The sequence below is a fragment of the Serratia montpellierensis genome (genome assembly GCF_020858655.1).
Classification (GTDB): domain Bacteria; phylum Pseudomonadota; class Gammaproteobacteria; order Enterobacterales; family Enterobacteriaceae; genus Serratia; species Serratia montpellierensis.
Genome location: NZ_VOSN01000019.1, coordinates 1 through 24,691 on the forward strand (window position 1 = coordinate 1; position 24,691 = coordinate 24,691).

At 60.4% G+C, this 24,691-nt stretch carries 20 protein-coding genes; 4 read left to right on the top strand and 16 right to left on the bottom strand.

Features of this window, described 5'->3' with window-relative positions; all coding sequences use genetic code 11:
- The first annotated feature begins 231 nt into the window (after nt 1-231).
- On the top strand, nt 232-1,542 hold the full coding sequence (locus FUU19_RS19870; RefSeq protein ID WP_141967010.1) for an MFS family transporter: 1,311 nt from the start codon (nt 232-234) through the stop codon (nt 1,540-1,542).
- 36 nt (nt 1,543-1,578) lie between these two features.
- Here FUU19_RS19870 and pssA read toward each other — a convergent pair whose 3' ends face one another.
- The 4 genes from pssA to trxC all read right to left on the bottom strand — a co-directional run bounded on the left by pssA (nt 1,579) and on the right by trxC (nt 7,132).
- A complete protein-coding gene (gene pssA / locus FUU19_RS19875) occupies nt 1,579-2,934 on the bottom strand; it encodes a CDP-diacylglycerol--serine O-phosphatidyltransferase (protein ID WP_230490002.1) in 1,356 nt (451 codons plus the stop codon).
- Nucleotides 2,935-3,086: 152 nt separating this feature from the next.
- The gene (locus FUU19_RS19880) at nt 3,087-5,735 is read right to left on the bottom strand and encodes a bifunctional acetate--CoA ligase family protein/GNAT family N-acetyltransferase (RefSeq protein ID WP_197834653.1); all 2,649 of its coding nucleotides are present in this window, start codon (nt 5,733-5,735) and stop codon (nt 3,087-3,089) included.
- Between the two features lie 173 nt (nt 5,736-5,908).
- Nucleotides 5,909-6,598, bottom strand: a complete 690-nt coding sequence (locus FUU19_RS19885) for a tRNA-uridine aminocarboxypropyltransferase (protein ID WP_141967016.1) — start codon at nt 6,596-6,598, stop codon at nt 5,909-5,911.
- Nucleotides 6,599-6,712: 114 nt separating this feature from the next.
- Nucleotides 6,713-7,132 carry a thioredoxin TrxC gene (trxC, locus tag FUU19_RS19890; protein ID WP_004928868.1) on the bottom strand — a complete coding sequence of 140 codons (420 nt, stop codon included), beginning with the start codon at nt 7,130-7,132 and terminating at the stop codon, nt 6,713-6,715.
- A 207-nt stretch (nt 7,133-7,339) separates the two neighbouring features.
- Between trxC and FUU19_RS19895 the strand changes: the two genes are divergently transcribed.
- Nucleotides 7,340-8,428 (top strand): tRNA/rRNA methyltransferase, encoded by a 1,089-nt coding sequence (locus FUU19_RS19895; protein ID WP_230490003.1) that lies wholly within the window; start codon nt 7,340-7,342, stop codon nt 8,426-8,428.
- Between the two features lie 60 nt (nt 8,429-8,488).
- Here the strand turns inward: FUU19_RS19895 and emrB are convergent, their stop codons facing one another.
- The 7 genes from emrB to FUU19_RS19930 all read right to left on the bottom strand — a co-directional run bounded on the left by emrB (nt 8,489) and on the right by FUU19_RS19930 (nt 15,806).
- Complete coding sequence (gene emrB / locus FUU19_RS19900; protein ID WP_063990642.1) at nt 8,489-10,027, bottom strand: multidrug efflux MFS transporter permease subunit EmrB; 1,539 nt, start codon at nt 10,025-10,027, stop codon at nt 8,489-8,491.
- Between the two features lie 17 nt (nt 10,028-10,044).
- Nucleotides 10,045-11,217, bottom strand: coding sequence for a multidrug efflux MFS transporter periplasmic adaptor subunit EmrA (gene emrA / locus FUU19_RS19905; protein ID WP_063990641.1), 1,173 nt, complete (start codon nt 11,215-11,217; stop codon nt 10,045-10,047).
- Nucleotides 11,218-11,240: 23 nt separating this feature from the next.
- Nucleotides 11,241-12,692, bottom strand: coding sequence for an efflux transporter outer membrane subunit (locus tag FUU19_RS19910; RefSeq protein ID WP_230490004.1), 1,452 nt, complete (start codon nt 12,690-12,692; stop codon nt 11,241-11,243).
- 28 nt (nt 12,693-12,720) lie between these two features.
- A complete protein-coding gene (gene mprA, locus FUU19_RS19915) occupies nt 12,721-13,239 on the bottom strand; it encodes a transcriptional repressor MprA (protein ID WP_025160249.1) in 519 nt (172 codons plus the stop codon).
- A 162-nt stretch (nt 13,240-13,401) separates the two neighbouring features.
- Nucleotides 13,402-13,749, bottom strand: coding sequence for an L-valine transporter subunit YgaH (gene ygaH / locus FUU19_RS19920; RefSeq protein ID WP_197834652.1), 348 nt, complete (start codon nt 13,747-13,749; stop codon nt 13,402-13,404).
- Nucleotides 13,739-14,485 carry an AzlC family ABC transporter permease gene (locus FUU19_RS19925; protein WP_202670640.1) on the bottom strand — a complete coding sequence of 249 codons (747 nt, stop codon included), beginning with the start codon at nt 14,483-14,485 and terminating at the stop codon, nt 13,739-13,741. Before FUU19_RS19925 ends, ygaH begins: the two co-directional genes overlap by 11 nt.
- Nucleotides 14,486-14,606: 121 nt before the next feature.
- Complete coding sequence (locus FUU19_RS19930; protein ID WP_141967026.1) at nt 14,607-15,806, bottom strand: MFS transporter; 1,200 nt, start codon at nt 15,804-15,806, stop codon at nt 14,607-14,609.
- A gap of 105 nt (nt 15,807-15,911) precedes the next feature.
- Here FUU19_RS19930 and FUU19_RS19935 point away from each other — a divergent pair, with 105 nt between their 5' ends.
- On the top strand, nt 15,912-16,790 hold the full coding sequence (locus FUU19_RS19935) for a LysR family transcriptional regulator (protein ID WP_167324557.1): 879 nt from the start codon (nt 15,912-15,914) through the stop codon (nt 16,788-16,790).
- Nucleotides 16,791-16,819: 29 nt separating this feature from the next.
- Here FUU19_RS19935 and proX read toward each other — a convergent pair whose 3' ends face one another.
- The 5 genes from proX to FUU19_RS19960 form a co-directional block, all read right to left on the bottom strand.
- Nucleotides 16,820-17,821 carry a glycine betaine/L-proline ABC transporter substrate-binding protein ProX gene (gene proX, locus FUU19_RS19940; RefSeq protein ID WP_197822410.1) on the bottom strand — a complete coding sequence of 334 codons (1,002 nt, stop codon included), beginning with the start codon at nt 17,819-17,821 and terminating at the stop codon, nt 16,820-16,822.
- A gap of 70 nt (nt 17,822-17,891) precedes the next feature.
- Nucleotides 17,892-18,998 (bottom strand): glycine betaine/L-proline ABC transporter permease ProW, encoded by a 1,107-nt coding sequence (gene proW / locus FUU19_RS19945; RefSeq protein ID WP_141967031.1) that lies wholly within the window; start codon nt 18,996-18,998, stop codon nt 17,892-17,894.
- On the bottom strand, nt 18,991-20,193 hold the full coding sequence (gene proV / locus FUU19_RS19950) for a glycine betaine/L-proline ABC transporter ATP-binding protein ProV (protein WP_197834650.1): 1,203 nt from the start codon (nt 20,191-20,193) through the stop codon (nt 18,991-18,993). Before proV ends, proW begins: the two co-directional genes overlap by 8 nt.
- A 406-nt stretch (nt 20,194-20,599) precedes the next feature.
- Nucleotides 20,600-21,286 (bottom strand): response regulator, encoded by a 687-nt coding sequence (locus FUU19_RS19955; protein ID WP_025303996.1) that lies wholly within the window; start codon nt 21,284-21,286, stop codon nt 20,600-20,602.
- A 32-nt stretch (nt 21,287-21,318) separates the two neighbouring features.
- On the bottom strand, nt 21,319-22,911 hold the full coding sequence (locus tag FUU19_RS19960; protein WP_230490005.1) for an ATP-binding protein: 1,593 nt from the start codon (nt 22,909-22,911) through the stop codon (nt 21,319-21,321).
- Between the two features lie 326 nt (nt 22,912-23,237).
- Between FUU19_RS19960 and FUU19_RS19965 the strand changes: the two genes are divergently transcribed.
- The gene (locus tag FUU19_RS19965) at nt 23,238-24,593 is read left to right on the top strand and encodes a 2-hydroxycarboxylate transporter family protein (protein ID WP_033635692.1); all 1,356 of its coding nucleotides are present in this window, start codon (nt 23,238-23,240) and stop codon (nt 24,591-24,593) included.
- The last annotated feature ends 98 nt before the right edge of the window (nt 24,594-24,691 follow it).

Here is a 24,691-nt window from a genome sequence, read left to right on the forward strand (position 1 = left end):
GACGTTCAGGGCTTTTTGCTGTGCGTAAAATGAAAAATCCCCGTTGTAATCCACTTCAGCTTTCATCGTACTGTTTAATATTCATCACAAAACCAACGCATTGTTTCTCTGAATGTCAGATATTCTTCGTCCGCTATTAAGTTTGGCTGTTAACTTATAAGTAACAATAAAGTAACAACCAGGGCGGCAGGAAGCCGAACTTCATCATTGCTATGGCTCGGAGAAAACATCATGACAGAAACAACCTCGGCTCTTGGGGATGAGCACGGCGCCGAACAGGGAGCGCTGGATAATAAGAAACGCATTTTTGCTATCGTCGGGGCTTCGTCAGGCAATCTGGTGGAGTGGTTTGATTTTTACGTTTACTCCTTCTGCTCCATTTACTTTGCCGCCTCGTTCTTCCCGGCGGGCAACAGCACGACACAGCTGCTGCAAACCGCCGGAGTATTCGCCGCCGGCTTCTTCATGCGGCCGATCGGCGGTTGGTTATTCGGATACATCGCTGACAAGCATGGTCGGAAAAACTCAATGCTGATTTCGGTCTGCATGATGTGCGCCGGATCGCTGGTGATTGCCTGCCTGCCGACTTATGAATCGATCGGCAGCTGGGCGCCGGCGCTGCTGTTGATCGCCCGCCTGTTCCAGGGGCTGTCGGTAGGGGGGGAGTATGGCACCAGCGCGACCTATATGAGCGAGGTGGCGATCAAGGGCCGACGTGGCTTTTATGCCTCGTTCCAGTATGTCACGCTGATCGGCGGGCAACTGCTGGCGCTGCTGGTTTTGGTGATCCTGCAGCAAATATTGTCCGGCGAAGAACTGAAGGCCTGGGGATGGCGTATTCCGTTTGCCTTGGGGGCGGTGTTGGCGGTGGTGGCGCTGTACCTGCGCCGTTCGCTGAATGAAACCTCCGATGCGAAGACGCGTAACCACAAAGATGCCGGTTCGCTGACGGGACTGTGGAAGAACCGCAAAGCTTTCCTGATGGTGCTGGGCTTTACCGCCGCCGGTTCGCTGACCTTCTACACCTTCACTACCTACATGCAGAAATATCTGGTGAACACCGCCGGTATGGACGCCAAGCTGGCCAGCGCCATCATGACCGTCGCGCTGTTCGTCTTCATGCTGCTGCAGCCGGCGGTCGGCGCGTTCTCGGATAAAATCGGCCGTCGCAGCTCGATGCTGATCTTCTCGGCATTGGCCACCGTGCTGACGGTGCCGATCCTGTTCGCCCTGAAAGAGGTGACCAACCCCTTTATGGCGTTCGGCCTGATCGTGCTGGCGTTGTTCGTCGTCAGCTTTTACACCGCGATCAGCGGGCTGCTTAAAGCCGAGATGTTCCCGCCGGAGGTGCGTGCGCTAGGGGTGGGTTTGTCTTATGCGGTAGCGAATGCCATGTTCGGCGGTTCAGCGGAATATGTCGCGTTGTCGCTTAAATCGTTTGGCGTGGAAAACGCTTTCTTCTGGTACGTTTCCGGCATGTGCCTGCTGGCGTTGCTGGTCTCGCTCCGGTTGCATCGCAAAGGCAAGGAGATACAGCTGTAATAAAAACCCCGGCCTTGGCCGGGGTCAGAGTGCATCTTACAGGATACGGCTAATCAGCCGGTCGATGCGGATACGCCGCAGACGGCGAATCAGCTTACGCACCTTGATCGGATACTGCTGAATGCTTTGCAGCTCCTGATAGTGGCCGACCACGGTGGTGTGAGTGCGGATGCATTCCAGCTCTTTTTGCCGCTGCTCGCGCATTTCCTGCTTGGGATCGTGGATCAGAATGGCGTTTTCCAGATCCAACCGCCAGGCGCGTGGGTTGAGGTTATTGCCGGTGACCAGCTGCCACTCTTCGTCTACCCACATGCCTTTCAGGTGATAGCTGTTATCGCCATCCTTCCACAGACGCACGATCAGCTGGCCGGTGTCGACGTAACGCTGCAATCGGCTCAGGAAGCGGCGCAGGTTGATCTCGTACAGGTAGGGCAGCGCGCCGATGATTTTGAACGGTTGGTCTTCCGGAATATAGAAGTCGTTGGCGGTCTTGTCGCCGACGATGATCTCCACCTGTTTGCCCTGGCGCAGCAGATAAATGATGTTGCGCACCAGCAGCGCCGGCAGGTTGAAATAAGGGGTACACAGCGTCAGTTTCTGGTCGGTGCACGACATCAGGTGATGAATGGTTTTATTCAGCACGCTTTGCTTGCCAAGCCCAACCAGCGGCGTCACCGCCAGCTCATCGTTGCCGGCCTTGCCGCGGAAGTGGTAACCGGCGCGGCGCAGGGCGAAACGAAACAGACGGGTCTCGTTTTTGATCTCCGGGCTTTTCGGTCGATCGCTGCGATCGAGGCGCTGTACGGCGCCGGCGGTGAGCAGATGCTGCTTGATGTAATCGATCAGGGTATCGGCCAACACCTCATTGGTGATCAGCTGGTAGCGATCGTAACGATATTTCTCATGCTGATGCAGATAGACGTCATTGATGCTGGCGCCGCTGTAGATCACGGTATCGTCGACCACAAAGCCCTTCAGATGCAATACGCCCAGCGCTTCGCGGGTATTGACCGGCACGCCGTAGATAGGCACCGATTGCTCCGGATGCTGGCTGGCCATGGCGCAGTACCAGTCGGCGTTGGTATTGGCGGCGGCGGCGCCGATGCGCCCGCGCTGTGCGCGGTGCCAGTCAACCAGCACGCAGATTTCCAGCTCGGGGTGCCGCTGTTTGGCTTGATACAGCGCGTTGAGGACCTCACGCCCGGCGTCGTCATGCTCCAGATACAGGGCCACCAGATAGATGCGTTGGGTGGCGTTGGCGATGGAATCCAGCAGCGTGGTGCGAAAGTCGGACGGCGCGTACAGCGTACGAACATCAGCAACCGTCTGGGGGAGTTTGGGCAGTTGTGCAAGGTGTTGTTGATGTTTGCTACGTTTAAATTTTGACAACATCACAGTGCGCTTCTTCTCTCATGATTGATGGCCGGAACGCCACAGGCTTAAAAACAATAAACCGAATAATCGGGCGATAATACCATTAGTTGCCTCGATTGTGCGTATGTTTTGGCGTTAAGTGGTGGATTCGTAGCGCATTGCGACGCAGGTCACTGCGCGTCGGCGGCCTGCAGCGGCAGCGTCAGATTGACGATGCCGTCCTCAAGCTGCACCTCGATGCCAAAGCCCAGCCGCTGCGCCAGTGCGATCATGCCGCGGTTATTCGGCATGGTAATGCCGCTCAGGCGGGTCAGGCCATGAGCGCGCGCATAGGCGATCATTTTCTCCAGCAGCTGACGGCCCAAGCCCACGCCTTTGAGGTCGGAACGCACCAGCACGGCGAACTCGGCGTCGGTGTTGTCCGGATCGGACAGCGCGCGGGTCACGCCGATGATCTCGTCTGCGCGCACCGCCACAAAGGCCATTTCTCGATCGTAGTCGATCTGCGTCATGTTGGCCAAATCGTCATGGGTAAACTCGTTGATCTCGCTGAAGTAGCGATAATAGAGGTCTTCCTTGGTCACTCGGTCGATGAAATGCTTCAGCGCCGGCTCGTCTTCCGGCAGGATCGGGCGGAACAGGCATTGGCTGCCGTCTTTCAGCGCGATGGTCTCTTCCAACTCGTGCGGATAAGGGCGGATCGCCAGCCGCGCCTGAGGATCGCCGCTGAACGGCGCGAGCTGCATCGAAACGTCCAGCAGGGTAAATTCGCTGCCGGAGGCCAACACCGGGTGAATATCCAGCCGGGCGATCTCCGGGCAGTCGAGGATCAGGTTGGAGACCTGCACCAGCAGGCGGCTTAGTCCAGGGATATCCAAAGGCCGCAGCGCGCTGCGCCCGCGGATCTTGCCGCCTTTCACCGCCTGCAGCACCAGATAACGCGCCAGCGCCATGTTCAGCGGCGGCAGCGCGACCGCCACCTGATTTTCTTGGCGCCACTCTACGCCGCCTTCGCCCAACATGATCAGCGGGCCGAAAATCGCATCCTGCTCTACCGCGATGCGTAGTTCCTGGGCGCCGGCGCGGTTGGCCATGCTCTGCACCAACAGGCCATGGATGCGTGCCTGAGGGTAGGTGCGCTTCACGCGATCGAGGATTGCTTCCGCCGCGCGCTGTACTTCGGTCGCGGTGCGCAGGTAGAGCATGACGCCCTGAACTTCCGATTTGTGCGGGATATCCGGCGAACGCAGCTTCAGCGCCACCGGGTAGCCGATCTGTTCGGCGATATGTACCGCTTCGGCGCTGTCTTCAGCGATCCAGGTCGGCAGGGTGCTCAGGTCATAGGCCTGCAGAATGGATTGCACCTCGTGGGTATCCAACTGGGTGGCGCCTTCGGCCAGCGCCTGATGGATCAACCGGTGGGCATCGGCGGTGTTGGCGGTCAGGCCGATCGGCAGCGCCGGCGTCTCCTTCAGCTGCTTCTGGTTACGGCGGTATTCCACCATATGCATAAAGGCGGTCACCGCGCCTTCCGGCGTGCGGTAGGTGGGAATGGCGGCCTCGGTAAACAGCCGGCGCGCCTCTTGCGAAGAGTATTCGCCGCACCAGTTGGTCAGCAGCGTGATGCGCTTGCCGCGCGCATGGCGGTGCAGCGCGTCGATCAGCCGTTCCGCCGTGGCGGTGCCCGGCGCCGCCGCGCTCGGCGCATGGATCAGCAGCAGCGCGTCATAGTCGTGGCTGTCGAGCAGCGCTTCGATAGCCGCCAGGAAACGTTGCGGCGTGGCGTCATCGCGCAGGTCGAGCGGGTTGCCGGCGCGGATGAAATCCGGCAGCGCATCGCTCAGTTTCGCCAGGCTCTCATCGCTCAGCGTCGCCAGTTTGCCGTTGCGCCCGAGCAGTTCGTCCAGCGCCATCGCCGCCGGCGCCGCCCCGTTGCTGACGATCATCAACCGTTCCCCTCGCAGCGGATGCATATGGCTGAGGGTTTCCACCGCCGAGAACAGTTCATGGGTATCCTGCACGCGCAGCAGGCCGGCGCGCTGGATGGCGGCGTCATAGGCGGCGTCCAGCCCCAGCTGGCTATTGAGCAAGAGTTGCGCCTGTTGGCTGCGGCCGCTTTTGATCACCAGAATGGGCTTGTTGCGTGAGGCGCTGCGCGAGGCGGAGAGAAAGCGCCGTGCGTCGCTGATGTTTTCCAGATACAGCAGGATGGCGCTGGTCTTGCTGTCGCGCGCCAAAAAGTCGAGCAGGTCGTCGACGTCGATGTCCAGGCTGTCGCCCAGCGCGATGAAGTAGGAGAAGCCGACTTCGCGCTGCTGCGCCCAGTCGAGAATGGTGTTGGCCACGGCGGCGGACTGCGAGATAAACGCCAGCTTGCCCTTTTGGATCGGCACCGGCGAGAAGCTGGCGTTGATGCCCTGCCACGGTGCCAGCAGCCCCAGGCTGTTGGGGCCCAACAGCCGCATGGCGTAGCGCTGCGCGCAGGCCTTCAGCTCGGCGAACTGTTCCGGCGGCGAAGAGAGTACGATGGCGGCTTTGCAGCCGCGTTGGCCCAGCGCTTCAATCAGCGCCAAATTGCGTTTGGCGTGGGTGCAGATGATCGCCAGATCTGGCGTCAGCGGCAGGCTGGCGACGTCGGGGTAGGCCATCACGCCGCATACCGCCTTGTAGCGCGGCGTGACCGGCAAGATGGGCCCGCCGAAACCGCCTGCCAGCAGGTTGCTCATCATCAGGTTGCCGGCGCGGCCGGGCTGCTGCGAAGCACCCAGCACGGCGATCGATTTTGGACGTAGTAGCGCTTCTAACCCTCGCTGGCTCATGCACGGCTCCTTTATATCCGTCATCCTTCAAAAGACAGGGGTGTTGGCTGCCCTCTCTCACCCAGGTCACTTAGTTAACTAAGCTCCCAGGGATTCGTTCAGTTGCCGCCTACCTGTCTTTTGAATGCTATTGGCTATAGGCAACGTTACGCCTGATTTTAGGCGCTTTATGGCTACATTGCTGTGACCGGTGCCTCCGGCCGGGTCGGTTTTCCCGCCAGATACTGTTGACGGAAATAGCGGAAATGCTGATTCAATCCGTCGGCGGCCGGCAGATCGCCCGCCTGTTGCAGCAGAGCGGCGGCCACTTCCGCCGTGCAGTGTTGCTCGGCGCGGCTGGCTTCACGCAGCTGGTAGTCCGATGCGGCGTCGACGTTGAGGGAAAACACCGGGAATTGATTGAGATACGGGCTTTTACGGAACATTTTGCGCGCCTCCGCCCAGGTGCCGTCCAGCATGATGAACAGCGGCGGTTTACCGCCGACGGGCAGTTCGCTGAACACCGGCCGTTCGGCGTCGGCGTAGGACGCGGGGAACACCACATAAGGCTGCCGCGTCGGATCGTTGATGGCCGCCAGCAGGGCGGGATCGACCTCGGTACGCGACCAGAGGAACGCCTGGGTGTCCGGCAGGATATCGGCGATCAGGCGGCCGGTGTTGCTGGGCTTGAGCGGCTCGGCGCCGAACATGATCAGGCAGAAACGGCTGCCGGCCTGCTGCGGGCGAATGGTGTCGCACAGGCAGTTTTTATGCGGCAGCAGGCAACCCTGACAACGCGCCACCCGGCAACCGCGCGCCAGAAAGGGGCGGGTGGCGCGGTCTAAACGGAACTGGCGCAGGCGAAGTACGGCGTTGTCGGTCATAACGATCCTGGGGAAAAACCGCCATTGTAACGCAGAAAAAAGCCCGCCGGGAGGGGCGGGCTCGATCGGGGCGCGTTCGCGCGCGATGGCGGGATACGGCCTATACTTGCCGAATCACACTAACTCGTTGAGCCAGTTGTCAAACGGCGCTTTTGGCATCGCGCCGTTGAGCATGTCGACCATCTTGCCCTGACGGAACACCATGATGGTCGGGATGCTGCGGATGCGGAAACGGGCGCTCAGCTCCGGCTCGGCTTCGGTATTTACTTTCACGAAGCGCACTTTGCCGGCGCGCTCTTCGGCCACGTCTTCAAAGATCGGCGCAAAGCTGCGGCATGGGCCGCACCACGGCGCCCAGAAATCGACCACGACCGGCAGATCGTCCTGCAGCAACTGGTCCAGCGTGGCGGCGGTGGCGTTGATCACTTCACCGTCGAAGAGCTCATGGCCGCAGCGGCCGCATTTCGCGTTGTCCGCCAGACGTTCTTCCGGTACGCGGTTGGTGGCATTGCAAGCTGCACAAACTGTATTCATGTTGACCTCGGGTACAGAGAAAGCATGGTCCCCGCAACGCGGTTGCGGAGATGTTTCTTTAATGCTGACAATTATCGGCAAAACCCGGCGCGTGAACAATGAGGTTTGTTCAATGGATGTGATAGTTGGGAGCTTTTAGCGCAAGTTGGTGGCTTCGTGCACCAACATCAGGTAATCTTCGCGCCCTGCGCGTTGGTGGAGAAGACAATGAACGATTCATTTAGTGGCAAGAACGGTAAAGTCAAAGTGATGTACGTCCGCAATGACGACGACAATGGCGATGACCGCAACAAGAATAAACGTCCGGCCGGCAAAGGCCGTCCGGCTGACGGTGCGCGCTCGGGCCGCGCTGGTCAAGACAAGGCGCGCGGCGGCAACGATCGCCGCAGCGCCGACTCCCGCCGCAGTGAAAGCGATCGTCCTCGCCGTCCGGCGCGCACTGAAGATCGCGGTGGCAACGAGTCGCCGTGGAGAACCGTTTCGCGCGCGCCGAATGAAGAGCCGGCGTTCGATCACGGTGGTATCAGCGGCAAAAGCTTTATCGATCCGGAACAGCTGCGCCGCCAGCGCGCGGAAGAAACCCGCGTTTACGGTGAAAACGCCTGTCAGGCGCTGTTCGCCAGCCGCCCGGAAGCGATCGTGCGCGCCTGGTTCGTGCAGTCGGTCACCCCGCGTTTCCGCGAAGCGCTGCGCTGGATGGCGGCTAACCGCAAGGCTTACCACGTGGTGGATGAGGAAGAGCTGGCCAAGGCTTCCGGCACCGAGCACCACGGCGGCGTCTGCTTCCTGATCAAAAAGCGTCAGGGCCTGGATGCGCAGACCTACCTGAAAAGCGCACCGGCGACCGACTGCGTGCTGGCGCTGGAAGAAGTGGGTAACCCGCATAACCTGGGTGCCATCGTCCGTTCGTGCGCCCACTTCGGCGTCAACGGCGTGCTGCTGCAGGATCCGGCGCTGCTGGAGTCCGGCGCGGCGGTGCGCACCGCAGAAGGCGGCGCGGAGCATATCAAGGCGATCAACGCCGATGATTTCCTGTCGGTGCTGGATACCTTCCGCAAGGCGGGTTACACCATCGTCACGACCTCGAGCCACAAAGGCACCGTGCTGGCGCAGGCCAAGCTGCCGGCCAAGATGGTGCTGGTGCTGGGCCAGGAACGCGACGGTCTGAGCGACAGCGCCTGGCAGCAGGGCGACATGAGCGTCTCGATCGGCGGCACCGGTAAAGTGGAAAGCCTGAACGTTTCCGTGGCGACCGGCATTCTGCTGGCGGACTGGTGGCGTCAGAATCAGGTGTAATCAGTTCTACGTCGGATAAAAAAACGGGCGCCTCAGGGCGCCCGTTTCGTTTATTGAAGCTTAGTGGGCGCCGCCGCCCCCACCGCCGCCGGAGCTGAACGGCGGTTTCGCCACCCATACCAGCACCAGCAGCACCAGGAACACCCCGGCCGACAGCCAGAAGATCTCGTTGGCGGAGATGATCAGGCCCTGCGCGGTGATCTCGTTGGCGATATACGCCGACGCCTGCTGCTTGCTCATGCCAAGCTGCTCCAACTGCCGGTACATCTCCTGCGACTGCGGGTTGTACGGATTGACGAACTCCGTGAGTTGCGAATGGTGCTGTGATTCGCGCTGCGTCCACAGGGTGGTGGTGATCGAGGTACCGATCGAACCCGCCAGCGTTCGCGTAAAGTTCGACAGGCTCGATGCCGCCGCCATGCGTTCCGGCGGCAGGCCGGACAGCGTGATGGTGGTCAACGGCATGAAGAAGCAGGCGATGGCGAACCCCTGGACGAACTGCGGCCAGGCCGAAGCGCCGAAGTCCATGCCTGGCTCAAACGTATAGGCGCGCCAGTAGAAGCACACGGCATACATGATGAAGCTGAAGGTCACCAGCTTGCGCATGTCGAGCCGGTTGCCGAACTTACCGATGATCGGCGACAGCAGCACCGGGATCAGCCCGACCGGCGCCGACGCCAGCCCCGCCCAGGTGGCGGTATAGCCGTACACCTCTTGCAGCAGCTGCGGCAACAGCACGATGGCGCCGAAGTACAGCATGTAGGCCAGGCTGATGCACAGGCAGCCGATGGTGAAGTTGCGCGACTTGAACAGCGACAGATCCACCACCGGGTGGTCGTCCGTCAGCTCCCAGACCACCAGGAACAGCAGCGCCACGACCGCCACGACGGTCAGGGTGATGATCTCGGTCGAGTTGAACCAGTCCAGCTCCTTGCCCTGATCGAGCATCACCTGCAGCGAACCGATGCCGACGATCAGCAGCACCAGGCCGACCGTATCGATCGGTTTGATCTCGGTTTTGGTTTCTCGCCCCTTCAGCGTCGCCATCGCCGCCATAATAACAAAGGCGCCGATTGGGATGTTGATGAAGAAGATCCAACCCCAATGGTAGTTGTCGCTGATGTAACCGCCGAGGATCGGCCCGAAGATCGGCGCGACGATAACGGTCATCGACCAGAGCGCCAGGGCCATCGCTCGCTTGGCGGGCGGGTAGTTGTTCAGCAACAGGCTCTGCGACAGCGGGATCAGCGGCCCGGCCACCACGCCCTGGATCACGCGGAAGAAGATCAGCATGCCGAGGCTGTTGGAGATGCCGCACAGCCAGGAGGCAATGACGAACAGCGCGGTGGACCAGAGGAACAGCCGCACTTCACCGATGCGCTTCGCCAGCCAGCCGGTGATCGGGATCGAGATGGCGTTCGCCACGCCGAACGAGGTGATCACCCAGGTGCCCTGCGAGTTGGAAGACCCGAGGTTACCGGCAATGGTGGGGATCGCCACGTTGGCGATGGTAGAGTCCAGCACCTGCATGAAGGTCGCCATGGCGAGCGCGACCGTCATCCAGGCGAGCTGGGCGCCTTCAAGCGGTTTCTGTGGCAAGATGGCCTCCCGCGCGCTTAGCCGGCGTTCGCATGGATCACGTCGGCGATCAGCTGGTTAACCGGCGCCAGATTCAACGCCAGCGCGTCGCTCTGGTACAGCGGTTTGTCGCGCACCACGTCGGCCAGCACGCGGCCGTCCAGGTTGGCGGTGTCGACGGTCACCAGCGTAGAAAGACCGATGCGCAGCGGATGATCGGCCACCTGCTTGGCGTCGAGCTCAATACGCACCGGCAGACGTTGCACCACTTTGATCCAGTTACCGGTGGCGTTCTGGGCCGGCAGCAGCGAGAAGGCGCTGCCGGTGCCCATGTCGATACCGGCCACTTTGCCCTGATACACCACGTCGTCGCCGTAGACGTCGCTGACCACCGTCGCCGACTGGCCGATACGCATGTTGGCGATCTGGGTTTCCTTGAAGTTGGCGTCAACCCAGATGTGATCGGCCGGCACCACCGCCATCAGCGGCGAACCGGCGGCGATCTGCGCGCCGACCTGCACGCTGCGGCGTGAGACATAACCGGTAATGGGGCTGATCACTTTGGTTCGTTGCAGCGCCAGCCAGGCATCGCGCATCTGCGCGGCGGCCTGTTGGATCGCCGGCTGCTGTTCCAGCGGGGTATTCAGTACCATCGCCTGGTTGGCGTTGTATTGCTGCACCGCCACTTCCAGCGCGGCCTTGGCGCTGTCGACCGCATCGCGAGCGTGTTGCAGCTCTTCGCGGCCGATGGCGTCAACGCTGCCCAGCACCACGCGGCGTTTCAGATCGTTCTCGGCCTTGCTCAGATCGGTCTTGCGCAGGGCGATGTTGGCCTGATACTGCTTGCTGTTGATGATCAGCTGGTGGGTCTGACGCACGCTGTTGGCCAGGCCGGTTTTGGCGCGTTCAAACGCCTGCTCGGCATCGGTCGGATCGAGCGTCAGCAGCACGTCGCCCTGCTTGACGTAGTCGGTGTTGTCAAAATTGACGCTGTTCACGCTGCCGGACACCTGAGCCATGATCTGCACCTGGTTGCCGGAGACGTAGGCGTCGTCGGTTTCCTGGTGATGACGCAGCACCAGGAACCAATACACTAAGTAAGCCACCCCTATAACAATGAAAATAACCGTCAGCAACAGCAGCCAAAATTTACGCTGCTTCTTTTTGCCGCTCGGCTGCTGCGGGTTTTGGATTTCCGCGCTTGCGCTCATGGTGTTCTCCAAGCCTTATATTATTATGCTTTCGAATCCGCTGCGGCCGGGGCCTGATAGCCACCCCCCAGCGCGCGGATCAGTCCTATCTTCGCCTGCAGTAAATTGCTGCTGGCATTCAACTCCGCCTGTTGCTGCTGCAATAGCTGCGTCTGGCTGGTCAACAGATCGTCGCGCCCGATAATCCCTGCCTGGTAACGGGCGTTGGCGACCTGATACACCTGTTGCATCGACTGGGCCGCGGACGCCGCCTGCAGCTGCTGTTGCGCAGAACTCTGCTGGATGGTGATGGCGTCGGCGGTTTCCTGTACCGCATTCAGGATGGTTTGGTTATAGGATTCCACCGCTTCGTCATACAGCGCGGATTCCTCGCCCAGCTTGCTGCGCAGCGCCCCGGCGTGGAAGATCGGCAGCGAAATCGCCGGCATCACGTTCCAGGCCTGGCTGGCCGCTTCAAACAGGTTCGGGTTGGTGCCACCGACATTGGTGGTCATCAGACCGGCGAAGGCTGAAATGGTCAGGCTGGGGTAAAACTCTTTGCGTGCGGCGCTGACGCGCTGGCTGTAGGACTCCACCAGCTGGCGTTGCGCGGCGATGTCCGGGCGTTTGCCCAGCAGATCCGCCGTCAGCTCGCCCTGCGGCGCCATCAGGTTGTCTGCGGGCAGCGGCACCTGACGCAGGTGCTGCATGGTGTTTGGCCCCTGGCCCGCCAGCGCGGCGAGCTGGTGTCTGAGCTGCTCGATCTGCGATTGCAGCTGCAGGATCTGCTGCTTGGCGACGTCGGACTGCGCCTGAGTTTGTTGCGGCACGTCGACGCCGGTCAGGCCGGCCTGGTAGCGCTGTTGGCGCAGCGCGGTCAGGCGCTCATTGTTGTTCACTTCCTGCTGCAGCAGCTTCTCGAGCGCCAGATTGCTCTGCAGCTGGTAGTAGGCGGACGCCACAGAACTGGTCAGCGTCAGCGCCGCCTGTTCCTGCTCGGCGCGCGCGGCGTTGACCTGCGCCTTGGCGGCGTTCACCTGGTTGCGGTATTTACCCCACCAGTCGAATTCATACGCCAAATTTAACCCCAGTGAGTTGGAGCTTTCATAGATAGGTTTTTGTGGATACCCCAGCCCCATATTGACGTTTTGCGGTATGCGCTGGCGCTGGGTGCTGGCGTTCAGATCCAGGTTCGGCCCATTGGCGGCGTTGGCTTCGCCCACCACGCTCTGCGCTTCGCGCACGCGGGCGGCGGCCTGACGCAGGGTCGGCGAGCTTTGCAGCGTCTGCGTCATCAACGTGTCCAACTGCGGATCCTTGAGGGCGCGCCACCACTGCGGGCTGACGGCCAGCGAACTGACCTTCGGCTGAGCCAACTGCAGGCTCTGCGGATCCATCAGCGTGGATTGCGGGGCAATATTATCGGTCGAAGCACACCCGGCCAGCAGCAACACGGCGAACAGCGGGGTGAATCTCCAGTTGAATGGGGATCGCATAAGTAGGTACCTGAACAGAAATTGTGAATTAGGATAACTGTTCTGTGATTTCCATTTGATCCAGACGTGCCAGCAATTTGCGCGTCAGCTGTTCCAGCTGTTTTTGCTCATCGTCGGTCAGCGTGGACCACAGGAAATGCAGACATTGGTGCTGCGGCGGCAGCAGTTGACTGAGAAATTCTTCCCCCTGCGGCGTCAGATGCAGATGCAGGCAGCGGCGATCGTTGTCGCTTTCCCGGCGCTCGATCCAACCGCGTTTCTCCAGCTCGTCGGCGATGCGGGTTGCATTGGTGCGCGAGGAGCCTAAGGCAGAGCTTAGCTCAGAAGGTTGGATGCTGTGGCTCTCCTGCGCATCCAGGGTGATCAGCGCCATAAACAGTGTTTCGTTAATCCCCTGCGCCTTCAACATCTTGTTGCGGTTTTCCAGCAGCTTGCCTTGCATGTGCATGCACAGGCGGGTCAGCAGGATTTCCTGATACGGGAAATCTTTCTGCCGGGTGGCGCGGAAATTCAGCATTTGTTCTATGGGGGCAAACGAGCTTTCCATAATTTAGGGCCTCATTAATTTCGTTCGAGATAGTAACGACGGTGACTAATAATGTAAATGTTCAGCCGTGCGGATAATTTAGCAATTCGTGTCATTTGTCAGTGTTTGTAAAGATGTGACGCATGAAAACGCCAAAGTGAAGCCAAACGATCGGGAGCGGCGTCAGCCCGGACCGAAAAGCATTAACAGCTTTAATGTGACGCCAAAGGCCGTCGCGCCGAGCAGCGTCGACAGAATGATGCTTTTGCTACGGTAGAAGCACAGCGCCAGCGCGGCGAAGCCCGCCAACGTCGGCAGCAGCTTATCCGGTTCGCGCATCACCACCGGCGTGCTGGAGACCACCAGCAGGGCGCAGATCGAGGCGATGCCGATGCTGTCGAGCAATAGGGCGGCTCTACCGCGTTTGAGGCCGGGCTGGGCGCGCGCCGGCGCCAGCCGCAGCGGCAGATAACGGAACAGGTAATTGGCGCACCCCACCACCAGACCGATCACCAGCACATCAGTGTTCATGGTTGGCCTCCGCAGGCGCGGGCTGGAACAGGGCGGCGACGCAACCGGCGCCGATGCCGGCCAAAATGGCGACCGGGATGGAGAACAGCACCACACCGAGCAGCGCGCCGGCCAATGAGGCAGCAATGGTCAGGCTCTGCGGACGCCGGAAGGCGGCCAACAGGAAGCTGAGAAACAGCGCCGGCAGCATGAAGGCCAGCGAGGCCTCGATCACCGGGAACTGCTCCAGCGGGCCGTTGCCGAACAGCGCGCCGAGCGCGGTGCCGGCTACCCAGGAAAGCCAGGAACAGAGCGCGATGCCCAGCATCCAGTTTTCGCTCCAGCTGCGGTTATTGCGCATCAGCTTGGCGGTCGCGGCGGCGAAGACCTCATCGGTCAGGCCAAAGGCCCATATCGCCGTTTTGCCGGGCGACATGCGCGAGACGATACGGTGACGCAGCGCCGGGCCGTACAGCAGGTGGCGCACGTCCATCGCCATCACCGTCAGCGCGGAGACCCACAGCGACATGCCGGCACTCAGCAGGGCGGTGATCACGAATTGGCTGGCGCCGGCGTAGATGATGCAGGAGAAGAAAATGCTTTCCAGCGGGGAAAAGCCCAGCTTGACGGCGCTGAGGCCGAAGGCGAACGCCACCGGGACATACCCGATGACGATTGGCAAACTGTCGACGACGCCGTTGGCGAAGGTGGCGCTGACGGCGGGCGGATTGAGGCTGTCTGCAGCTTGGCTTTGCATGGTTGTGGGTCGCAGGGTAGATAGGACTTCAATAGTTTATGCCCAGAACATTACCAGAGAGTAAGTAATGTTTATACCCTGCACCGCTAATAAATTTCTTAAGTGACTATTTGCACGATAATCAGATTGTCGCCGGCCCCTGCGGATCGTGGTGCTTGCCGAGCCACCAGGTCAGCAGGTTGAGCAGGCATAGCACCCCGCCGGCGGTGGCCACGCCGTACCAGCCGGCATGCTGATAGGCCGAGGCGGAGAGCAGTGAACCGAGGGCGCCGCCGATAAAGTAGCTGGTCATGTAGCCGGCGGTCAGGCGGTTGCGCGCGTCCGGCATGATGCGGTACATCACGCTCTGGTTGGTGACGTGCACCGCCTGCACCGCCAGATCGAGGATCAGAATGCCGGCGATCAGCGCCCACAGCGATTGTTTGGCCAATGCGATAGGGATCCAGGACAGCAGCAGCAGCACCAGGCCGACGGTGGTGGTCAACCCGGCCTTGCCTTTGTCCGCCAGATGACCGGCGCGCGAAGCGGCCAGCGCACCGGCGGCGCCCACCAGGCCGAACAGCCCGATCACCCCCTCGGAATAGTTGAATGGCGGCGCGGCGAGCAGGAAGGCCATTGAGGTCCAGAGCACGCTGAAGTTGGCGAACGACAGGGCCCCGAGGATGGCGCGGGTGCGCAGCAGCGGCGTGCGGCAGAACAGGCTGAAGATCGAGGCCAGCAGCTGCGGATAGTTCAGCCCGGAGTGTTGCTTATAGCGCGGCAGTGCGCGCCACAGGATCAGCGCCATCAGGATCATCAGCACGCTGGCGACCCAGTAGATGGTGCGCCAGCCGCCGAACGATGCCAGCGCGCCCGCGACGGTTCGCGCCAGCAGGATGCCGAGCAGCAGGCCACTCATAATGATGCCGACGGTCTTGCCGCGCTTTTCCGGGTGGGCCAGCGTGGCGGCCAGCGGCACCAGGATCTGCGCCACCACCGAGAACAGCCCGGTGAGCGCGGTGCCGAGGATCATCATCGGCAGCGTGGCGGAAGTGGCGGTGATCAGCATGCCCCCGGCGGCCAGCAGCGTCATGAAAACGATCAGGCCGCGGCGTTCGAACATGTCGCCAAGCGGCACCAGCAGCAGCAGGCCGGTGGCGTAACCGAGCTGCGCGGCGGTGACGATAAAGCCGGCCTGGTTGACCGACAGGTTGAAACCGGTGGCGATGGTTTCCAGCAGCGGTTGCGCGTAATAGTTGCTGGCGACCGCCAGACCGGTTGCGATGGCAATCAGCACGGTCAGCGCCGGACTGAGGCCCGGATGGGCGTTTTGTTGGTTCATGTTTTTTTCATCACGGGAAGAAGATAGCGCGCAGTATCCGGCAACGCGTCTGCGGAAACCAATGTATAATTTTCATTTGATTTATCTCATTTCAAGATAGATGCCATGAACCTGAAACAGATCCGCTATGCGCTGGCGGTGGCGGAAGAACAGAGTTTCACCCGGGCGGCGCAGCGTTGCCATACGGTGCAGTCGGCGCTCAGCCACCAGATCGCCAAACTGGAAGAAGAGCTGGGCTGTACGCTGTTTGAGCGCACCTCGCGCCGGGTGCGGTTGACCCCCGCCGGCCAGGCTTTCATTCCGTCGGCGCAGCGCCTGTTGGCGGCGCAGCAGGCGCTGGTGGAAGAGGTGACCGCCGCCGGCGATGCGGTGTCCGGCACCCTGACCATCGGCACGATTTCAACCATAAACGCGATTGATCTGACCGAAAAGCTCGACAAGTTTCATCGCCACTATCCGGCGGTGAACATCCGCCTGTACGTTGGCATGAGCGAAGCCCTGCTGGAGGATGTGCGTCAGCAGAAGTGCGATATGGCGTTCGTCGGCATCTGGCCCGGCGATGTCGATCTGCTGCCGATGTCGCACCGGCAGTTGACCGATGAGCCACTGGTGGCGCTGGTGGCGCCGCAGCACCCGCTGGCCAACCGCGAGCGGGTTAACCTGCAGGCGCTGGCGGCAGTGCCGCTGGTGGATTTCTACAGCGGCACCGGTGCGCGACGCCAAACCGATCGCGCCTTCCAGGCGGCGGGTATCCGCCGGCACGTCAGTTTTGAAATCGATCATATCGAATGGCTGGAGAATCTGGTGCGGCGCGGATTGGCGGCGGGTATCGTACCTGTTTCGACCGCGCAACGCTTAAGCGCGCTGGTGTCGATTCCGATTGAAGACGGGCCGCGGCGCCAGGTGTACTGTATCTGGCCGCAGCCCTTGTCAAATGCCGCCGCACGTTTTTTACAGTTCAGCGGCATCGATATGGCGGGGTAGGGGCGCGGCAAAGGCGGCGCCCCGAACGATTACGACTTCGCCGCTTCGGCGGCGGTTTTCACCCAGCCGTCGAAGGTCGCCTGGTGCGCCTTGATCCAGCCGTTAACGTGGTTCTGGATATCGGCTTCCGAAGCCTGGCCTTCATGCATGCGCAGGTTTTGCGCGTTGATGTCGGCGATCGGCAGCTTCATGATGGCGAACAGCTTGGCGGCCGCCGGATTGGCTTCGGCCCACTGCTTGTTGGCGGCGATGCGCATGGTGTTGACCGGGAAGCCGTAGTTGGCGCCGTTAGGCAGCTTGGTGTCGACGTTCTTCTGCTCGCCCGGCAGCGAAGAGAATGGCACCTGCAGCCAGACCACGTCGCGGCCCGGCACCATCACATCACTGACCCAGTACGGTGTCCAGGTGTAATACAGCACCGGTTTGCCCTCTTTGTAGCGGGTGATGGTGTCGGCGATCATCGCCGCGTAGTTGCCCTGGTTGTGCTCGACGGTATTGCTCAGGCCATAGGCCTTGATGTGGTGGTTGATCACCGCTTCGCAGCCCCAACCCGGGGTGCAGCCAGTCAGATCGGCCTTGCCGTCGCCGTTGGTGTCGAACAGCTTGGCGATCTTGGGATCCTTGAGCTGTTCGACGTTGGTGATGTGATACTGCTCGGCGGTTTTCTTGTCGATCAGGTAACCCTGCGCGGCGCCGTTGACGTAGACGCCTTCGCGGTAGAACTTGGCGTCGCCGCCGGCGGCCTTGTACTGATCGGCGTGCAGCGGGTCCCAGTTGACCGCGATAAAGGTCGCGTCGCCGGAGGCGATCGAGGTGTAGGCAACGTTGTAATCCACTTCACGCGGTTCCTTCACGTCGTAACCCAATTTCTCCAGCGCCTTGCTGACCAGCAGCGTCTGGAAAGTCTCTTCGGAAATGGTGCTTTGCACCGGCTGAACCGTGATCCCCTTGCCGGGTAAATCTGCTGCGCTCACGCTCTGTGAGCCAATCAGCGTCGTCAGGGCGAGAGCCCAGATGCCCGTAGTGCGCATAGTGTTTCCCCTTTTTTCGATGTGGTGGTGTCATAGCCCGCCGGGGCCGCAGCCGCCGGCGGGAAAAGCGTCAGGCTTGTTTGATGAACGGGCGAGTCAGCAACCCGATGGGGCCGCGGCGATACCAGCGGCCGATGCCCTTGCTGCGGCGATCGCGCCCCAGCGATTGGGTGAGGCGATCGAGAATGATCGCCAGGATCACGATGCCGACCCCGCCGACGGCGGCCAGGCCCATGTCCAGCCGACCGATGCCGCGCAGCACCATCTGGCCCAGACCGCCGACGGCGATCATCGAGGCAATGACGACCATCGACAGCGCCAACATCAGGGTCTGGTTCACGCCGGCCATGATGGTCGGCATCGCCAGCGGCAGCTGCACCTTGAACAGCAGCTGACGCGGGCTGGCGCCGAAGGATTCGGCGGCCTCTATCAGATCTTCCGGCACCTGTTTGATGCCCAGAATGGTCAGGCGCACGATCGGCGGCAGCGCGAAGATAATGGTCACCACCACGCCCGGCACGTTGCCGATGCCGAACAGCATGACGATCGGCACCAGATAGACGAAGGCCGGGGTGGTTTGCATCGCGTCGAGCAGCGGCCTTATCACCTTGGCGGCATGTTTGCTGCGCGCCAGCCAGATGCCGAGCGGCAGGCCGATAAGGATGCAGAAGAACAGCGCGGTCAGCACCAGCGCCAGCGTGACCATGGCCTGCGACCAGGCACCGATGGCGCCGATGGCGACCAGGGAGAGCAGCGTCGCGGCGCCCATGCCGAGGCCCGAGACCTGCCAGGCGAGCAGCGAGAACACCAAAATGGCGATCGGGGCCGGCATGCCCAGCAGCAATTGCTGGAAGCCGCTCAGGATCATGTCGACCGGCACGCGGATGCCCTGGAACAGTGGGCGGAAGTGCAGCACCAGCCAGTCGATGCCTTGCGTGACCCAGGTATCGAACGGCACCCAGGCTTTGTGGAACGGATCGAGCAGGCTGAAGTGCTCCGGCTGCGCCGGGGCACTGCTGAGCCAATCTGCGCCTGACGCGGCGGCGTCATGGGCGGCCGGCGGCGGCGCGCTGGACCAGGCGTCGCCGGCGTTGGCGGCGGCATCGTGAGCGGGTGCGGCGCCGGTATCGGCCGGTGCGGTAGCCCAGGGATCTTGGGTTTGCGTGGTATCACTCATTGGCGGAGCCCTCCTTGTCCAACGCCTGCAGCAGCATGGCCTTGGAGATGATGCCGAGATAGTTATGTTCTTCGCATACCACCGGCACCGCGCACGGAGCCTGGGCGACTAGGGAGATCAGATCGCTGAGCGGCGTGTCGGCCGGCACGGCGGCGGGGGCCTCGAGCAGGGCATCGTCCAGCGTTTGATTGGCGGACAGCGCCTTTTTCAGCGACTCTATCGACACCACGCCGATAAATTTCTTCCCGCGTTCAACCACATAACCATAATCACGGTCCTCATCGCGCAGCAGCTGCAGCGCCGATCGGGGGCCAAAACCGGGGGTTTTGCGGATCAGCGTTACCGGGCGCCGTTGGGCGATATCCTTGGCGCTGAACACATGGCTGATGTCCACGCCGCGGAAGAAGGTGCGCACATAGTCATTGGCCGGGTTGTTCAGGATCTCGTCCGGCGTGCCGACCTGGATCACCTCACCGCCCTGCATGATGGCAATGCGATCGCCGATGCGCATCGCCTCGTCCAGATCGTGGGAAATAAATACGATGGTGCGCTGATGCTGGGCCTGTAATTTCACCAGCTCATCCTGCATTTCGGTGCGAATTAACGGATCGAGCGCCGAGAAGGCTTCGTCCATCAATAATATATCCGGATCGTTGGCCATCGCGCGGGCTAATCCTACGCGCTGACGCATGCCGCCGGATAATTCATCCGGATAAGACAGCGCGTAATTCTCCAGTCCGACCTGACGCAGGGCATCCAGCGCTTTTTCCTGGCGCTCCTGCAGCGGTGTGCCGGCTAATTCCATACCGAAAGCGGTATTATTCAGGACATTCATGTGCGGCATTAGCGCGAATGACTGAAATACCATGCTGATCTTATTTCGCCGCACGGTGCGCAGCGCGGCGTCGGATATTTTGGCGATGTCCTCACCGTCGATCAGTACCTGACCGCGAGTGGGTTCTATCAGACGATTGAGAAGGCGTACCAGGGTGGACTTGCCGGAACCGGAGAGCCCCATGATGACAAATATCTCGCCTTCTTCAATGGCCAGAGTGGCGTCTTTTACGCCGAGCGATAAGCCGGTTTTTTCAAACAGCCGATCTTTTGTCAGGCCTTTATCCAGCAGTTTGAATGCGCGTTCCGGGTGTTCGCCAAATATCTTATACAGGTTCTTTACTTCGAGTTTAATTGCCATGCAATTTGCTGTTTCCTCTGGTTTAATTAACGCGATATGAGCTGTCCTTAGCAAAATAAAAGAGCTTTTTACCCTAACACAGTGAATATCTGAGACAACCCTGAATGTCGTTTAAATGGGATATTAGTGGTTTACATCAAGGTTTTAATTGGTTATGGTAATTTGGCCCGTGACTCAAAATTGACGACCGTTATTCGCCGTCATGAGTGGGTTTTCGGTGAAAATAATGTGGCATAAAGCAGTGGGATATTTCGACTCTGCATCTGCCGTTCGGATAATAAAAAACCCGACCAGAGGCCGGGTAAAAGTCATCAGTATTTCATCAGTTTTAACGACAGGTGCCGATATCGAGGGGATATCGTCGGGCGTTATATTATCGCCGTAATATGACAGCCAGATGGCAGCCTCAGGCTTTGCGATACAGCCTGCGCGGATGGCCGATATTGCCGTACAACATCTCTACCCGCACGAACTGGGTGGCGACGCAATATTCCAGATAACGGCGGGCGGTGGTCTTGCTGATGCCGACCTGTTCAACCACGTCTTCCACCGCATGCGCCACCGTCGGCTGGGCGATAAACAGCGCCTGCACCAGCTCGAGGGTGTTGGTTTCGATACCCTTGGCGCTCGGCTCGCTGGAAAACTGCTTCGACTGCAGGTTATACAGCGCATCGACGTTGTCCTGATCGATGATCTTGAAGGTGCGCTGGGTCTGCACGAACTGCATGAAGCGCTCGAGCGAATTGCGCAGCCGCTTGTAGGACACCGGCTTGATGATGTAATCGAAGGCGCCGTTGCGGATCGCCTGGCTGCAGGTATGCATGTCGCTGGCGGCGGTGATGAAGATCACCGAACAGGCGGGGTTCTTCACCGCCGGTTCTTCCATCAGCTCGATGCCCTGGCCGTCCGGCAGGAAGTTATCCAGCAGGATCAGCCGCGGCTGATGCGCGTTGGCTTTGGCCCGCGCTTCGGCCAGCGTGGCGGCGTAAGCCACCACCCGCAGGTTGAAATTTTTCTCGATGAACTCCGCGTGCAGCGTCGCCAGTTGCGGCTCGTCTTCCACGATCAGAACGTCCAGTGCTTGGTGTGACATAATCGGGTGCTCAAAAAATCGGGTTATGGGTTTTATTTAGGGATAAATATAGAGAATATCGCGCCGTGCGGCTCGTTGTCCGACACTTCTATGCTGCCGTGCGCCTGCGCCACGTGGCTGGCGACCAGATGCAGGCCGATGCCGTGGTCGCTTTTATCCGCTTTGGTGGTGACGCCCTGTTCAAACAGCGTATCACGAATCTCCTCGGCGATGCCGGTGCCGCGATCCGCCACCTCGATCACCAGCTCGTCGCTGCCGTCGCTGATATAAAGCTCGATCGCTTCGTGCGGGGCCGGGTAGTGCAGCGTCGCCTCCACCGCATTATCCAGCAGGTTGCCGACGATCGACATCAGTTCGGTCTCATTCAGCGCCGCCGGGATCTGCCGCAGCTGGCAGGCCGGATCGAAGCGCAGCTCAATGCCTTTTTCTCTGGCGCTGGAGTATTTGCCCAGCAGCAGGCCGCACAGCGCCGCCGAACTGAAGCGCTGCGAGATGAAATCGAGGATCTCCTGCGCCCCCTCCGACTGAGCCTCCACGTAGCGGATGGCCTCGTCGTAGCGCTGCATATGCAGCAGCCCGGCCAGCGTGGCGGTCCAGTTCAGCTGCTCGTGGCGCATGATACGCAGGTTGTCGGCATAGCGTTTCACCTGGCTGAGCTGGCTGCTCAGGGTATTGATATCGTTCTTGTCGCGGAAGCTGATCACCCAGCCTTGCAGCTCCTGTTCCTGCATGATGCGCACCCGGCTGGCGATCACCCGCACGTGGTTGAAGCGGCACACCTCGTCATGCGTATCCTGGCCCAGCTGCGCGGCGACGAAGAAGTTCGGCTGCGCCTGGATCACGTCGCCGATCGGCCGGCCCAGCAAGCCGGCGGCGGGCTGGTGCAGATCCAGCAGCTCGCGCGCCGCATGGTTGATGGTGATGATCCGCAGCTGCGGATCGATGGCGATCACCCCTTCATAGATGGCTTCCAGCAGCGCTTTTTGCTGGCGCACCAGCAGAGCGATCTCTTTCGGCTCCAGCCAGAACATCTGGCGTTTGAGGTTTTTCGACAGCAGCCAGGAAAACACGAACAGGGCGATCAGCAGCAGGACGATGGAGCCGATAATTTGCGTCAACGTCCTGGCATTTAAATTATCGATGTGCGATTTCAAGTAGCCGACGGAAACGATGCCGATCACGCGATTATTTTCATCCAGGATCGGCGCCTTGCTGCGCAATGAAACACCGATGCCGCCCTTGCGAATGGAAATAATGCTTTTTCCTTCCAGCACCTCTTTATTATCGCCGCCGATCATCGGCGTGCCCAGGCGGCCTTCGTATTCGGAATGATAAAGATGGCGGGCATGATTATCGCCGATGACAATATAGCTGGCGTCGCTGCTGGCGCGGATTTTTTTCATCAGTGCGGCAATTCTGGCGGCATCGTTGTTTTCGACCGCGTCCACCAGCGAAGGGATGAGGGCGATTTCCCGCGCCTGCACCTGGGCGCGGGCACCAAGATCGCGGTGCAGCTGCGCATCCAACTGGTAATAGGTATAGGCGCCGATGCAGGTCAGCAACAGGCAGGAGAAGGCTACCAGGCACAGAAACAGCTTGATTTGAAATGAAAGTTTGAGGCGCATGGCGGTGCTTCACCGTAAAGAGATCCTGAAACCTTACCCTATCACGAGAAGCGGGGTCTGTAATATTGCGCCCGATCAACTTGTGATCCCTCACACGGGATTAGAGTGAACCGGACGAGAATTGTTCGCCTGCGATAAAGTTGATAAGCTTTAAAATAAAAGCGGTATTAACACCATTAAAACCACGCCGGGTTTTACATAATCTTAATTAACCCCATAGAAACCATAACCACCATTAAAAACCCTTTTTAACTTTGAACATAATCACAGCAGATAATCCGTGCGCTTCTCTATGATGGCTGAACAAACTAATAAGAGGCCAGATTATGAGCACAACAGATGATTCTTACCTCGTAGCCAAAGACAAGGCCGCCGATATTCCTCTGCGTGAGAAATGGTGGCGGATACTGGACAATTATAAAGTAGGGATTATTCCGTTACCGTTCTTTATTCTGGCCGGCGTATTGATTCTGCTCGACTGCCTGGAAGGCAAATTGCCGAGCGATATCGTGGTGATGGTGGCTACCCTGGCGTTCTTCGGTTTCGCCTGCGGCGAATTCGGCAAGCGCCTGCCGCTGATCGGCAAAATGGGCGCGGCGGCGATCTGCGCCACCTTCATTCCTTCCGCGCTGGTGCACTATGGCCTGCTGCCGGACGTGGTGGTGGAGTCGACCACCAAGTTCTACAAATCGACCAACATTCTTTATCTCTACATCTGCTGCATTATCGTCGGCAGCATCATGAGCATGAACCGCCAGGTGCTGATCCAGGGCTTCCTGCGCATCTTCATTCCGATGCTATGCGGCGAGATCGTCGGCATGCTGGTGGGGATGGGTGTCGGCATGGCGCTGGGCCTGGAGCCGTTCCAGATCTTCTTCTTCCTGATCCTGCCGATCATGGCCGGCGGCGTGGGTGAAGGGGCGATCCCGCTGTCGATGGGCTACGCGGCGATCCTGCACATGGAGCAGGGCGTGGCGTTGGGGCGCATTCTGCCGATCGTGATGCTCGGCAGCCTGACCGCCATCGTCATCGCCGGCCTGCTCAACCAGCTGGGCAAGCGTTATCCGCACCTGACCGGTGAAGGCAGCCTGATGCCGAGCAAGCAGGGCGACAGCGACATGAACGCCGTGGAAAAAATCAGCGGCAAGGTGGACGTCAGCACCATCGCCTGCGGCGCGTTGCTGGCCATCCTGCTGTATATGGTGGGTATGCTGCTGCACCGCCTGATCGGCCTGCCGGCGCCGGTGGGCATGCTGTTCGCCGCCGTAGCGGTGAAGCTGGCGCACGGGGTGTCGCCGCGCATTCAGGAAGGCTCGCAGGTGGTGTACAAATTCTTCCGCACCGCCGTGACTTATCCGATCCTGTTCGCGGTCGGGGTGGCCATCACGCCGTGGCAGGAGCTGGTGGACGCGTTCACCGTACAGAATCTGATCGTGATCGTCACAACCGTCAGCGCGCTGGTGGCGACCGGTTTCTTCGTCGGCAAGAAAATCGGCATGCATCCTATCGACGTGGCAATTGTCTCCTGCTGCCAGAGCGGACAGGGCGGCACCGGCGACGTCGCGATCCTCACCGCCGGCAACCGCATGTCGCTGATGCCGTTCGCCCAGATCGCGACGCGTATCGGGGGCGCTATCAACGTCTCGCTGTCGCTGCTGGTATTAGCCAAGTTCTTCGTATAACTCCTATAAATCCTTAGCGTTACTTTGCCTTTCCCCGCCCCCGCGGGGATTTTTTTTGCCCGCGCGCCGGCCGTACGCGCGGGCAGGGATAATACCGG

Excerpts from the sequence above, each read along its gene's own strand:
- proX (WP_197822410.1), bottom strand. The coding sequence starts at position 17,821 with ATGCGCACTACGGGCATCTGGGCTCTCGCCCTGACGACGCTGATTGGC.
- FUU19_RS19910 (WP_230490004.1), bottom strand. The coding sequence starts at position 12,692 with ATGCGATCCCCATTCAACTGGAGATTCACCCCGCTGTTCGCCGTGTTG.
- proW (WP_141967031.1), bottom strand. The coding sequence starts at position 18,998 with ATGAGTGATACCACGCAAACCCAAGATCCCTGGGCTACCGCACCGGCC.
- FUU19_RS19885 (WP_141967016.1), bottom strand. The coding sequence starts at position 6,598 with ATGACCGACAACGCCGTACTTCGCCTGCGCCAGTTCCGTTTAGACCGC.
- FUU19_RS19960 (WP_230490005.1), bottom strand. The coding sequence starts at position 22,911 with ATGCGCCTCAAACTTTCATTTCAAATCAAGCTGTTTCTGTGCCTGGTA.
- emrA (WP_063990641.1), bottom strand. The coding sequence starts at position 11,217 with ATGAGCGCAAGCGCGGAAATCCAAAACCCGCAGCAGCCGAGCGGCAAA.
- FUU19_RS19930 (WP_141967026.1), bottom strand. The coding sequence starts at position 15,806 with ATGAACCAACAAAACGCCCATCCGGGCCTCAGTCCGGCGCTGACCGTG.
- pssA (WP_230490002.1), bottom strand. The coding sequence starts at position 2,934 with ATGTTGTCAAAATTTAAACGTAGCAAACATCAACAACACCTTGCACAA.
- FUU19_RS19925 (WP_202670640.1), bottom strand. The coding sequence starts at position 14,485 with ATGCAAAGCCAAGCTGCAGACAGCCTCAATCCGCCCGCCGTCAGCGCC.
- ygaH (WP_197834652.1), bottom strand. The coding sequence starts at position 13,749 with ATGAACACTGATGTGCTGGTGATCGGTCTGGTGGTGGGGTGCGCCAAT.
- FUU19_RS19965 (WP_033635692.1), top strand. The coding sequence starts at position 23,238 with ATGAGCACAACAGATGATTCTTACCTCGTAGCCAAAGACAAGGCCGCC.
- FUU19_RS19955 (WP_025303996.1), bottom strand. The coding sequence starts at position 21,286 with ATGTCACACCAAGCACTGGACGTTCTGATCGTGGAAGACGAGCCGCAA.
- trxC (WP_004928868.1), bottom strand. The coding sequence starts at position 7,132 with ATGAATACAGTTTGTGCAGCTTGCAATGCCACCAACCGCGTACCGGAA.
- mprA (WP_025160249.1), bottom strand. The coding sequence starts at position 13,239 with ATGGAAAGCTCGTTTGCCCCCATAGAACAAATGCTGAATTTCCGCGCC.
- FUU19_RS19870 (WP_141967010.1), top strand. The coding sequence starts at position 232 with ATGACAGAAACAACCTCGGCTCTTGGGGATGAGCACGGCGCCGAACAG.
- proV (WP_197834650.1), bottom strand. The coding sequence starts at position 20,193 with ATGGCAATTAAACTCGAAGTAAAGAACCTGTATAAGATATTTGGCGAA.
- FUU19_RS19880 (WP_197834653.1), bottom strand. The coding sequence starts at position 5,735 with ATGAGCCAGCGAGGGTTAGAAGCGCTACTACGTCCAAAATCGATCGCC.
- FUU19_RS19935 (WP_167324557.1), top strand. The coding sequence starts at position 15,912 with ATGAACCTGAAACAGATCCGCTATGCGCTGGCGGTGGCGGAAGAACAG.
- FUU19_RS19895 (WP_230490003.1), top strand. The coding sequence starts at position 7,340 with ATGAACGATTCATTTAGTGGCAAGAACGGTAAAGTCAAAGTGATGTAC.